Source organism: Streptomyces sp. DSM 118878 (genome assembly GCF_052936595.1).
Map to the genome: position 1 here is coordinate 5116158 of NZ_CP193622.1, position 11549 is coordinate 5127706.

An 11549-nucleotide genomic window follows, 5' to 3' on the forward strand; every position below is an offset into this window, starting at 1 on the left:
CCCACCCCTCCGGCCCTCACCCCTCCGGCCCCCGTCCCCGTCCCCGTCCCTCTCTCCCTCCCCTCTGTGGCCCTCGCCCCCCGCCGGGCGATACGCGCGCGAAGGAGCCCGCGATGACCGACATGATCACCGCGGATCTGGTCGATCTCGAACTCGACCTGTCCGCCGAAACCAAGGAAGCCGCCGCGCGTTCCCTCGCCGAGCGCATGGTGGCCCTCGGGCGCGTGACCGACCTGGACGGGTTCCTCGCCGACGTGGCGGCCCGTGAGGCGCAGATGCCGACCGGCCTGGACGGCGGCATCGGCATCCCGCACTGCCGCAGCGCCCACGTCACCGAGCCCACGCTGGCCTTCGGCCGCTCGGCGCGCGGCATCGACTTCGGCGCGCCGGACGGCCCCGCGGACCTGATCTTCCTGATCGCCGCCCCGGCCGGAGCGGACGACGCCCACCTGACGATCCTCTCTTCGCTGGCCAGACAGTTGATGGACGCGGAGTTCACGGCGGCGCTGCGGGGTGCGGAGGACGCGGAGGCCGCCGCCTCCCTGATCCGCGGCGACGAACGGGCTCGCGGCTCCGCGGAGAGCGCGGCAGAGGAACCCGCCGGGGAAGGCGCGGCAGACGAACCCGCTGAGCCGGGGCCGGAGGCCGACGCGCCTCCGAAGGCCGACGCGCCCCTGGAGACCGACGCGCCTCCGGAGGAGCCGTTCCGGATCGTCGCCGTCACCTCCTGCCCCACGGGCATCGCCCACACCTACATGGCAGCGGAGTCCCTGGAGGCCGCGGGCCGCGAGGCAGGCGTGGAACTGACGGTGGAGACCCAGGGCTCGGCGGGCTTCACCCGCCTGGACCCGGCGGTCATCGCCGCCGCCGACGGCGTCATCTTCGCCCACGACGTCCCGGTGAGGGACAAGTCCCGCTTCGCCGGAAAGCCCACGGTCGACGTGGCCGTGAAGGCCGGCATCAACCGCCCCGCGGAACTCATCGCGGAGGTCCGGGAGAAGGCGGCCCGCGGCGAGAACACCGCCGAGGCGTCACCGACCCCCGTCGACAACGCCGGTGACGGTGACGACGGTTACGGCACCAAGCTCCGCAAGTGGCTGATGTCCGGCGTCAGTTACATGGTGCCCTTCGTCGCCGCCGGCGGCCTCCTCATCGCCCTCGGCTTCGCCATCGGCGGCTGGAAGATCGACAAGGCGCCGTCCGTCGCCGAACACTTCGCCTGGGGCGACCACACGAGCTGGGCCGCGCTGCTGTTCCAGATCGGCGGCCTCGCCTTCGCCTTCCTGGTACCGGTCCTCGCCGGCTACATCGCGTACGGCATGGCCGACAGGCCCGGCCTCGTGCCCGGCTTCGTCGGCGGTTCGGTCGCCGTCACGATCGACGCGGGCTTCCTCGGCGGCCTCGCCGCCGGCCTGATCGCGGGCGCCGTGGTCATGGGCATCCAACGGGTACGCATCCCCACCGTGCTGCGCGGCATCATGCCGGTCGTGGTGATCCCGCTGATCTCATCGGCGGTGGTCGGCTTCCTGATGTTCCTCGTCGTGGGCAAGCCCATCGCGTCCCTGCAGAGCGCGCTGACCGACTGGCTGGAGGGCCTCTCCGGGGCCAACGCGGTCATCCTCGGCGTCATCCTCGGCCTGATGATGTGCTTCGACCTCGGCGGCCCGCTGAACAAGGTCGCCTACGCCTTCGCGGTCGGCGGCCTCGCCCACCCCACCGACGGCAGCCTGAAGGTCATGGCCGCCGCGATGGCCGCCGGCATGGTCCCGCCGCTCGCCATGGCGCTCGCCACGACCGTGCGCGGCAAGCTCTTCACCAAGACCGAGCGGGAGAACGGCAAGGCGGCCTGGTTCCTCGGCGCCTCCTTCATCACCGAGGGCGCGATCCCCTTCGCGGCCGCCGACCCGCTGCGGGTGATCCCCGCGTCGATGGCGGGCGGCGCGGTCACCGGCGCCCTGTCCATGGCCTTCGGCTGCACCTTGCGGGCTCCGCACGGCGGTGTCTTCGTGGTCCCGCTGATCGGCCGGCCGCTGCTGTACCTCGTGGCGATCGCCGCCGGTGTCTGCGTCTCCACGGCCGTGGTCGTGCTGCTCAAGGGCGCACGGAAGACGACGCCCCCGGCGGCCGACGACACGACCGCCGCCGAGCCGTCCGACACCAAGCGCGTCCCGGCAGCGGCCTGACCGGACCCGGCAGCGGCCTGACCGGACCACGCTGCTGAACCTCGACGGCGGGGTGAAGCCGGAGATGGTCCGACCACCGGAGATGGTCCGACCAGAGAAACTGGCGGGCAGCGGGCAGCGGGCAGTAAGCCGGTCAGGGCGTTCCTTCGGCAGGGCCGCGAAGGGAACGCGGTGTCACCGCGTCCTGTTCCGTGAGGTGGCTGTCCATGGTGGTGTTCAGGTCGGCCATGAACGCTTCGACCTGTTCCAGGAACCGGGGCGGGTAGGGCGACATCGCGGCGTCGAGGCGGTGAGCGAGCGGGCCGAAGAACTCGTCCGCCCGCTCCTGGATGTGCCCGCCGCTGCGCAGTGTGACGATGCGCCTGTCGGAGTGCTCGCGGGCCCGCGTGATGTGGCCGGCCGCTTCGAGGCGGTTCAGCAGCGCGGTGGTGGCGCCCGTGGACAGGGAGATCCGCTCGCTCAGCCGCGCCGGTGACAGGGGGGCGCCGCGCTCCTCGGCGGCGGCGATCTCCAGGACCGCGGTCGCGTCCGTGGAGTGCAGGCCCAGCCAGGCGGCGAAGCGCCGGCTGAGCTCGGCGTAGTGGCCGCCGTAGATCCTCAGCGACTCCATCAGCCGCTCACGCTGCTCCGCGACACCGTCGCGCACTGCTTCCTCCACGCCTTCGCCCTTCTCTCCTGTCACGCGGTCCCCACAGCCACTCCGCTTTGACAACCTACCGCCACCACTTTACCTTCATGATGGAATTACTTCACCATGGAGGTATCTGTCATGCGCGACCCGTCCCCCACCCTTGAGGAGGCGACCGAGCCCTACCGGTGGCGGTGGCTGATCCTGGCGGTGATGATCGTCGCGGAGATCATGGACCTCCTGGACTCCTCGATCGTCAACGTCGCCGGACCGGACCTGGAGAGATCCCTCGGCGCCGGTTCCGTCGGACTGCAGTGGGTGATCGGCGGCTACGCCCTCACCCTGGGCGCCGGGCTCGTACTCGGTGGTCGCCTCGGCGACCGCTACGGCCGGCGGCGGATGTTCCTGCTCGGGCTCGCCGCCTTCACCGCGGCCTCGCTGCTGTGCGCGATCGCGCCGAACATCGAGTCGCTGATCGCCTTCCGCCTGCTACAGGGCACCGCAGGCGCGATGCTGCTGCCCCAGGGCCTGGGCCTGCTGCGGGAGAACTTCTCCGGCCCCGAGCTCACCAAGGTCTTCGCGATCTTCGGACCTGTCCTCGGCCTGGGCGGCATCATCGGCCCGGTCCTGGGCGGCTTCCTCATCGAGGGCGACTTCTTCGGCCTGGGCTGGCGGTCGGTGTTCCTGATCAACCTGCCCATCGGCATCGCGGCACTGATCGTCGCCGCGAAGTTCGTGCCCAAGAAGGCGGGCGACCGCACGCTACGGGTCGACATGACCGGCGCCGCCCTGATCGTGGCGTCCTGCGCCCTGTTGGTGCTGCCGCTCAACCAGGGCCAGGAGAACGGCTGGCCGCTGTGGACGTGGCTGTCCATGGCCGCCTCGGCGATCGGTTTCGCCCTCTTCGCCCTCCAGCAGCGCCGCACGGCCGCCGCGGGCCGCGAGCCGCTGGTGACCCCGGGCCTGCTGCGCAAGCCGGCCTTCACCGTCGGCCTCGGCGGCATCGCCCTGTTCTTCGGCGGACTGATCGGCACCCAGCTCGTCCTGACCCTGTTCCTCCAGATCGGCCGGCACTTCACCGCCGGTGAGGCGGGCCTGGGCAATCTGCCCCTCGCCGTGGGAACCGCGATCGGCGGCGCCATCAGCGGCGCGTTCCTCGCCGACAAGATCGGCCGCAAGGTGCTCCAGATCGGACCGCTGGTCCAGCTGGCCGGCGCGGCCGTGCTGTGGTTCGAGCTCGACGGCCTGGACGCTGCCTCGTTCTCGATCTGGGACATCGTCCTGGGCACGACGGTGGCGGGCGTCGGCGCCGGCATGGTGATCGCCGCCCTGTTCAGCTTCATCCTGGCCGCGGTCGACGACGACGAGATCGGCTCCGCTTCCGGTGTCCTGTCGGCGGTCCAGGCGGTCGGCGGTTCCATCGGCGTCGCGGTCTTCGGCTCGGTGTTCTTCGCCGAGGCCAAGACCGGTGACTTCAGCGGCGGCTTCCACCGCGCGCTGATCGTCCAGGCGTGCCTGCTGGTGGTCTTCTTCGCGATCACCTTCCTGCTGCCCGAGAAGGGCCGCCCCGAGGAAGAGCAGCATGGCATCGCCCCCGAGGCCCCGGGTTCCCGGCGACAGGGGAGTTTCCGATGATGTGGGGGAGTGTGCGACATGCATCACTTCAGGATCTATGTCCCATAACCCCCCTGTCGTAAGCCCTGGTCCGTGATGTCTACTGGGCCGCATGTTCCAGGATGTCTCGAACGTACAGCGCATCGGCGTCGCCCTGTTCGCCGTGGCGACCGCCGTCTGGACCGTCGGTCTGGTGCGGGTGATGCGCAGAGAGCGCCCCGGCGCGGAGGCGTGGCGCCAGGCCGACCGGCTCCGCGCGCTGCCTGCCCAGCAGGGCCCGCCGCACGCGGAGGCGGTCCAGCTCACCGCCCACGAGCGCGCCGCCTTCGCCGGCCTGATCCGGCAGTTCGGCGACGGGCGTATGTAGACGGGCGTATGTAGGGGTGTGCGGCGATACGTGACGGCCGGCGCCCCCTGGTGCCCAGGCATCTCCGAGCGGCCGGGCGCCCCCGAGCCCCCGAGTGGCGCGGTCAGCCTCTGGCCGCGTCCTTGGCCCTGCGCTCCATCGCGGCGCGGGCCGCCTCCTCGGTGGCATACACCTCGCAACGGTGGCGGCCGTCAGGGGTCAGGGTGTGCTCGACCTCCCACAGGCTGACCTCGGCACCGTCGAAGAGCAGGAAGGCGTGCTCGTAGAGCGAGAGGCTCAGGCGCGCCTCGCCGGACAGCCGGGGACGGCCGAAGGCCTGCGTTATCTGGTGCGCGACCGCCGAACTCAGCAGGCGCGCGACATCCTCGCCGGGGCGGTCGCCCTCGGAGTTCTCCGCACGGCGCAGCAACCGGCGCGCGTGGTCCGGGGAGTCGTCGGGAGCATACGCGTGGCGGGGGCCGGGGTCGACGGGGAGCTGTAGCACGACGGGCCTGCCGCAGGCGGGCGGGTCGGGCGGCAGCGGAAGCCGCGAGGTGGCGACGCCCGCGTCCTCCTCGTCGGCATAGATCTCATACGTCGGCTCGCTGCCCGGCGCGGTGTTGTGGACGAGCTCCCAGAGGGTGAGCACGGACGCGTCGGCGAGCAGCCAGGTGTGTCTGTACGTCTCGCGGTGCAGCCCCGAGCTGTGGTGCGCGGAGTGCAGGGTGCTGTTGTGGGCGAGGGCGGAGTCGAGGCGACGGAGCACCTCGTCCGGTAAGTCGAAGGAATTCAGGGCACGGCCGAGAAGCCGCTCGAGGTGTTCTTCCGGAGACTGGTCCTCCGGAGAATGTGGCTCGGGCAACTCGGGTGGCTCGTACGCCGTTTCGTACGGAACGCTCAAGGTGTCTCCCGGCGTTGCTGCATGTCACCTAGTGGGTGCATACCGTAGCCCCTGGGTCGGACATCATGCCCGGGAACGGGAAAACGCGCGAGCCACGCGGGAAGTTCCCACGTGGCTCGCGTCGTCGAGAGGTGGCGTGCGTCAGCTCGCGCTGCCCGCCGTCCACTCGCTCCAGTCCATGTTCCAGCCGTTGAGGCCGTTGTCCGGGGCGATGGTCTTGTCGGGCGAGCCCTTGACCGTCACGACGTCACCGATCAGGGAGTTGCTGTAGAACCAGGCGCCCTGGGTGTTGGGGTCACCCGCGCCGCGCGCGTCCTGAAGGCCGACGCAGCCGTGGCTCGTGTTGGAACTGCCGAAGATCGAGGGCGAGCCCCAGTAGTTGCCGTGGATGAAGGTGCCGGAGGACGACAGACGCATGGCGTGCGGCACGTCCTTGATGTCGTACTCCCCGCCGAAGCCGACCGTCTCCCCGTTCATACGGGTCTGGGTGAACTTCTCGGAGATCACCATCTTGCCGTTGTACGTGGGGTTCGCCGCGCTGCCCGCGGAGATCGGGATGGTCTTGATGACCTTGCCGTCCCGCTCGACCGTCATCTTCTTGGCGTTCACGTCGACCGTGGAGACCTGCGCGCGGCCGACGGTGAAGGTGACCGTCTTGTGCTGCACGCCGGTGATGCCGTTCCCGCCCTTCACGCCGTCCAGGTCGATCTTCATCGTGACCTTGGAACCGGCCTTCCAGTACTCCTCGGGCCGGAAGTCCAGGCGCTGGTTGCCGAACCAGTGGCCGACGATCTTCTGGCCGCTGCTCGACGTGACCGTGATGTGCGACTGGACGTCCTTCTTCTCCGTGATCGCCTTGTCGAAGTTGAAGGAGACCGGCATGCCCACACCGACCGTGGTGCCACCGTCGGGCGTGTAACTGCCGATGAAGCTGTTGGCCGTGGACACCGTGGTGAACGTCGCGTTCTCGGTCGCCGCGTTGCCCTTGGCGTCCTTGGCGTTCGCGGTGACCTTGTACTTGGTGCCGCGCTCCAGCTGAGCCTTGGGCTTCCAGGCGCTGCCACCGTTGGAGATGGCGCCCTCGACGGCCGCACCGGACGTCACCGCGGTCATCTTCACGCTCGTCAGCTTGCCGTTCTCGACCTTGACGCCGGTGGCGTTGATCGAGGCGTCGGTGGCGCCGTCCTTGGAGGAGATGGTGATGTCGGCGCCCTTGGCGGCTGAACTCCCGCCGTTCTTGTCACCCTTGGCGTCCGCGTCTCCGCCGCAGGCCGTGAGGGTCATCGCCCCCGCGGCGGCGAGCGCGGTGGCGGCCAGCAGGGCACGGCGCCGGGGGTTGACTATGACCGACCTTGTCACGGGCTGCTCCAAGTAGGTGTTCTGATCCAGTACGTGTGAAGAGCGCACGGCGGCCCGCGCGGTTCCGGCCACTTGGTGTGAGTGCGGGCACATTACGGAGGCGCGAGGACACCCAATGCGTCGGGCACCGAGGGCACTTGCGGGATTCTGTGCCGCTATGCGCCCTTTCAGTGCAGCCTTCGCACGTACGGGAGTTGCTACTTCACGTACAAGTCGCGGTAGGCGGGAAACATTCCGCCCGGCGTCCCCACCGACTCCCCGGCCGGCATCGCCCGCACGATCGCGGCCGTGACCAGGTCCGCACCGGCGGCGAGGGTGTCGTTCAGGGCGAGCGGACCGCCCTCGGCCAAGGCGTGTTCACCCGTGGCGAGGGCGAACACCGTGCCGCCGTCATGGAGAAGGTGAACGGGCCGCACGGCGCGCGCCATGCCGTCGTGCGACGTGCCCGCCGGCTTCTGCGCCTGCGCCTTGGTGAGCGCGGCGTCGGTGGCGACCACGGCGAGCGTGGTGCTCAGCGGTGTGGTGTTCAGCAGCGGGGTGTTCAGTGGCGGGGTATTCAGCGGCGGGGTATTCATCGGTGGAGTGTTCAACGGCGGCCGCGTCCCGCTCCCCGCCGTGGCCTCGGCCAGGCGCCGGGCCCGACCCGCACTCCCCGGCCGCGCTCTTCAAGCCACGCCGTCACGCCGGCCGCGGCGTCCAGTCCGTACGCGCTGCCGCCGGTGAGGACGACCGCCTCGACGCGCCGCTCCAGGTTGCGCGGGACGAGGGCGTCCGTCTCGCGGTCCCGGGGTCGCCCCCGCGCACGTCCACGGCGGCGACCGCACCGCCCTCCGGCGCCAACACGGCGGTGGTTCCGGTCAGTTGACCGTCGCTGATGGGCGTGGCGTGCCCTACCCGCAAGCCGGCTATGTCAGTCAGGGCCAGGTGAGCCGCGGAGTCGGCATGGGCCGCGGAGCCCTGGCGAGCGCGTCGGTGCCGGACTCGGCCGACGTACCCTGGAGGCATGAGTACCGCCCCCGCCCCCGAGCCGCGCGACCCGGAGGACCCGAAGCACCCGAAGCACCCGGAGAAGCCGGAGGACCCGAAGCACCCGGAGACCCCGGAGACCCCGGAGAAGTCCAAGGACTCCGGGAAGCCCGGGAACCCCGCGGAATCGGCGAAAACCGCGAAATCCGTGAAGCCCCGGAACGCTCTGGTCTTCGACGATCCGCTGTCGCAGCAGTCCTCGGACGACACGGACCGTGGGTGGGGCGAGCGGCCGTCGGCCGGCGGCGACAGTGCCGCCGATCTGGCGCGGTTCCTCGACGAGAAGCCGCCCCACCACATCTGAGCCCGCGCTACGGCAGACCGGGCCGCCCGTCGGGCCGCTCGTCGGAGGGGCCATCGGGGCCCGAGGCGCGCTGGGCCACCAGGGCGTCGCGGATCTCCTTGAGGACCTCCAGCTCGCTGACCTCCATGACCTCCTTCGTGCCCTCCTTCTCGGCCCTCCTCGCGGCCACCCGCGCGAGGTACTTGGCCATGGGGAGCACCATCAGGAAGTACACGACAGCGGCGGTGATCACGAAGCTGAGGACCGCGCTGAGCACGGAACCCCACATGATCGGGATGCCGTGGGTGACCTCGCCCGCCGCGTTCGTCTCGCAGGGTGACTTCAGGCACGAGCGGTAGTGGTCGAGGTCCTTCGTCCCGAAGGCGCCGACCAGCGGGTTGATGACACCCTTGACCACCGAGTTCACGATGTTGGTGAACGCGGCGCCGATGACCACCGCGACCGCCAGGTCGACCACATTGCCGCGCATCAGGAAGGCCTTGAAGCCCTCCCAGATGCCCGGTTCCTTCTTCTCGCTCACCACGGGGCCTTTCGTTGCGTGTGCAGGTTGCGGAACAGCCAAATCCGCAACCTACGCCAGCGCGCCGTCGCCCTGTCCAATGCGCTCTCACGGACGAGCGACGTGACCGGGTGCCAGTGCGACCAGGGGCGGCACTGCGGCCGCGGGCGGCAGTGAGACCGTGCCCGGTGGTCCTCATCGCAGGGTCACCGCCAGACGTGCGCTCGCCCCGGCGCCGGCCAGCCGTGCGGCGGTGTCGCGGGGCACGGACAGAACCACCAAGGCGCCGGTTTCCGCCGCGACGTCGCCTCGCTCCGGCACCTCCGTCACGCGCGCTCCCGCGGCCACCACCCGCGGCTTCGCGCCTCCCGCGGGTGATGCGGCGGCGGCGATGACATCGACGCGGTCGCCGGGGCGCAGTAGCCGCACGGCCTCGGCGTCCGCGATCCGCACGGGTGCCGTCACCCTCTCCGGAGCGCCTCGGGGCGGCTCGGGCGAGGAGGCGACCGCCGCCGTACTGTCCGGCGGCCGGTCGGCTTCCGGCGGGCCCGTGGCCGCCAGGGCGGCGGCGGTCATCGCGAGCCCCGCGGCCATGGCCGACCGGCGGTGCCGCAGCAGCCGGCGCAGCCGCGGATGGCCGCCGCGCACCCGAACGGGCGGGAAGAGGGGGACCGGGATGCCCTCCGTGAGCCGGCTCGGGGAGGGGACATGGGCCTGAGGGGAAACGCGGGTCACGACAACCACCGCCTGGGGTGCGAGGACGACGAGCTGGACTTGCGCTCCCACGATCCACGCCCGAGCCGATCCCCGCTGGGGCCCGTGCACTACTCCCCGGTTGTGGACAACCCCGTCACCGGAAGGTGCAATTCCTCCGGACCCGACCAGCCACCCCCGCCCGCCCGTCGTGTCCGGACACGACGATGACCCCGCCGTCGGTGAACGGCGGGGTCACGAAGAAAACCTGGCGAAGCCGGAAGCCGGACCCCGGAAGCCCGAGCCTCCGAGGAGCTCCTACGCGGCCGAGCTGGACGCCGACGAGGAGCCGGACGTCGAGGAGCCGGCGGACGACTTCGAGTCCGAGGAGGACGACGAGCCGGAGGAGGACGACGAGGTCGACGGCTTCGCGTCGGAGGCCGTCTTCGTGGCCGTCGACGGCGTGCTGCTCGACGAGGAGCCTCGGCTGTCGTTGCGGTAGAAGCCGGAGCCCTTGAAGACGATGCCGACCGCCGAGAACACCTTCTTGAGGCGTCCGTCGCAGTTCGGGCATACGGTCAGGGCGTCATCGGTGAACTTCTGCACCGCCTCGAGGCCCTCGCCGCACTCGGTGCACTGGTACTGGTACGTCGGCACTTGCTTCCTCCTGGCACTCTCACTCGATGAGTGCTAACGACGGTCCATAGTGACGTATTCCGCGAGATCAGTCCACCGCGACCGGCACGCGGTGACCCACGCCACGCGAGACCGTGCGTCCCGTGGCCGGGGGGACGAGCCGCGAGCGGAGAGTCACGAGGACCGCGAGGGCCAGTGCCGTGCCGCCGAGCGGGACCAGGAATCCGGCCCCGTCCCAGAGGCGGTCCTCGAGCTGGCCCGCGACCGTGACGGCCGCCGCCTGGCCGAGGGCGACCGCGCCGGTCAGCCAGGTGAAGGCCTCCGTGCGGCCGGTCGGCGCGACCAGCTTGTCGACCAGGGTGTAGCCGGTGATCAGGGCGGGCGCGATGCAGACGCCGACCAGGAGGCCGAGCCCGGCGAGGAGCAGCGTGGACTGCGCGGCCCAGAGCCCGGAGGCCATCAGGGTCAGCGCGGTGTACCCGACGAGGAGCCGGCGCTGCGGGGAGATCTTCCAGGCGATGGCGCCGCAGACGACGCCGGAGAGCATGTTGCCCGCCGCGAACGTGCCGTACAGGACGCCGTTGAGGCCGGGCTCGCCGATGGACTCGGAGAAGGCGGCGAGCGATACCTGCATGCCGCCGAAGACGGCGCCGATGCCGAGGAAGGTGGCCATGAGGACCCGCACGCCGGGGATGCGCAGCGCGGAGACGTGCTCCACGCGCGCGTGGGCGTCGTCGTGCGCGGACGGCTTCGGCTGGGTGCTCTTCTGGGCGGCGAAGAGGAGTCCGCCGACCAGGGTGAGCCCGGCCTCGGTGAACAGGCCCGCGGAGGGTGTGATGCCGGTGCACAGCGCGGTCGCGAGGAGCGGGCCGAGGACGAAGGTCAGCTCGTCGGTGACGGACTCGAAGGCCGCCGCGGTGGTCGCGAGGGGGGAGTCCTGGAGCTTGACGCCCCAGCGGGCACGCACCATGGGGCCGATCTGCGGCGTCGAGGCGCCCGCGGGCACGCCGGCCACGAAGAGCGCCCACAGGGGGGCGCCGGAGAGCGCGAGCACCGTCAGCGTGATGACGGACGCGGAGTGCACGAGGACGCCGGGCACCAGGACGGCGCGCTGGCCGAACCGGTCGGCGAGTTTGCCGCTGAAGGGGGCGAACAGCGCCATGGAGACGCCGGTGACGGCCGAGACGGCGCCCGCGGCACCGTACGAGCCGGTGGTGTGCTGGACCAGCAGCACGATGGAGATGGTCAGCATCGCGAACGGCTGGCGCGCCGCGAAGCCGGGCAGCAGGAACGTCCAGGCGCGCGGGGTGCGCAGGAGCTGTCCGTAACCCGGGCGGGTGTCGGTGACCGTGGATGCCAC

Annotated in this window: 11 protein-coding genes and 1 pseudogene; 4 read left to right on the plus strand and 8 right to left on the minus strand. The window is 71.1% G+C overall.

Annotated features, from left to right (window positions below):
• Positions 1-113 precede the first annotated feature (113 nt).
• Positions 114-2183 carry a fructose-specific PTS transporter subunit EIIC gene (locus ACRAKF_RS22860; RefSeq protein WP_447039198.1) on the plus strand — a complete coding sequence of 690 codons (2070 nt, stop codon included), beginning with the start codon at positions 114-116 and terminating at the stop codon, positions 2181-2183.
• A gap of 133 nt (positions 2184-2316) precedes the next feature.
• Here ACRAKF_RS22860 and ACRAKF_RS22865 read toward each other — a convergent pair whose 3' ends face one another.
• Positions 2317-2793: a MarR family winged helix-turn-helix transcriptional regulator gene (locus tag ACRAKF_RS22865; protein WP_447042114.1), complete on the minus strand. Its 477-nt coding sequence runs from the start codon at positions 2791-2793 to the stop codon at positions 2317-2319.
• Between the two features lie 159 nt (positions 2794-2952).
• On the opposite strand from ACRAKF_RS22865, the gene ACRAKF_RS22870 reads away from it, so the two are divergent.
• Both ACRAKF_RS22870 and ACRAKF_RS22875 read left to right on the plus strand, forming a co-directional pair.
• Complete coding sequence (locus ACRAKF_RS22870) at positions 2953-4446, plus strand: MFS transporter (RefSeq protein ID WP_447039199.1); 1494 nt, start codon at positions 2953-2955, stop codon at positions 4444-4446.
• Positions 4447-4537: 91 nt separating this feature from the next.
• The gene (locus tag ACRAKF_RS22875; RefSeq protein ID WP_447039201.1) at positions 4538-4792 is read left to right on the plus strand and encodes a hypothetical protein; all 255 of its coding nucleotides are present in this window, start codon (positions 4538-4540) and stop codon (positions 4790-4792) included.
• A gap of 103 nt (positions 4793-4895) precedes the next feature.
• On the opposite strand, the gene ACRAKF_RS22880 is transcribed toward ACRAKF_RS22875, so the two are convergent.
• From ACRAKF_RS22880 to ACRAKF_RS22890, 3 genes and pseudogenes are all read right to left on the minus strand, one after another.
• On the minus strand, positions 4896-5672 hold the full coding sequence (locus ACRAKF_RS22880) for a DUF6227 family protein (RefSeq protein WP_447039203.1): 777 nt from the start codon (positions 5670-5672) through the stop codon (positions 4896-4898).
• A 141-nt stretch (positions 5673-5813) separates the two neighbouring features.
• Positions 5814-6956: a L,D-transpeptidase gene (locus tag ACRAKF_RS22885; protein WP_447042116.1), complete on the minus strand. Its 1143-nt coding sequence runs from the start codon at positions 6954-6956 to the stop codon at positions 5814-5816.
• Positions 6957-7228: 272 nt separating this feature from the next.
• Positions 7229-7949: pseudogene (locus ACRAKF_RS22890) on the minus strand (P1 family peptidase).
• Positions 7950-8034: 85 nt separating this feature from the next.
• On the opposite strand from ACRAKF_RS22890, the gene ACRAKF_RS22895 reads away from it, so the two are divergent.
• Positions 8035-8361: a hypothetical protein gene (locus ACRAKF_RS22895; protein ID WP_447039204.1), complete on the plus strand. Its 327-nt coding sequence runs from the start codon at positions 8035-8037 to the stop codon at positions 8359-8361.
• Positions 8362-8368: 7 nt separating this feature from the next.
• Here the strand turns inward: ACRAKF_RS22895 and mscL are convergent, their stop codons facing one another.
• The 4 genes from mscL to ACRAKF_RS22915 form a co-directional block, all read right to left on the minus strand.
• Positions 8369-8884, minus strand: a complete 516-nt coding sequence (gene mscL / locus ACRAKF_RS22900; protein WP_447039205.1) for a large conductance mechanosensitive channel protein MscL — start codon at positions 8882-8884, stop codon at positions 8369-8371.
• Positions 8885-9055: 171 nt separating this feature from the next.
• A complete protein-coding gene (locus ACRAKF_RS22905; protein WP_447042118.1) occupies positions 9056-9604 on the minus strand; it encodes a hypothetical protein in 549 nt (182 codons plus the stop codon).
• 267 nt (positions 9605-9871) lie between these two features.
• Complete coding sequence (locus tag ACRAKF_RS22910; protein ID WP_447039206.1) at positions 9872-10210, minus strand: FmdB family zinc ribbon protein; 339 nt, start codon at positions 10208-10210, stop codon at positions 9872-9874.
• A gap of 67 nt (positions 10211-10277) precedes the next feature.
• Complete coding sequence (locus tag ACRAKF_RS22915) at positions 10278-11549, minus strand: MFS transporter (protein WP_447039207.1); 1272 nt, start codon at positions 11547-11549, stop codon at positions 10278-10280.

Coding starts and splice junctions, on each gene's coding strand:
- ACRAKF_RS22860 (WP_447039198.1), top strand. CDS start 114: ATGACCGACATGATCACCGCGGATCTGGTCGATCTCGAACTCGACCTG.
- ACRAKF_RS22865 (WP_447042114.1), bottom strand. CDS start 2,793: ATGGAGTCGCTGAGGATCTACGGCGGCCACTACGCCGAGCTCAGCCGG.
- ACRAKF_RS22870 (WP_447039199.1), top strand. CDS start 2,953: ATGCGCGACCCGTCCCCCACCCTTGAGGAGGCGACCGAGCCCTACCGG.
- ACRAKF_RS22875 (WP_447039201.1), top strand. CDS start 4,538: ATGTTCCAGGATGTCTCGAACGTACAGCGCATCGGCGTCGCCCTGTTC.
- ACRAKF_RS22885 (WP_447042116.1), bottom strand. CDS start 6,956: ATGACCCTCACGGCCTGCGGCGGAGACGCGGACGCCAAGGGTGACAAG.
- ACRAKF_RS22895 (WP_447039204.1), top strand. CDS start 8,035: ATGAGTACCGCCCCCGCCCCCGAGCCGCGCGACCCGGAGGACCCGAAG.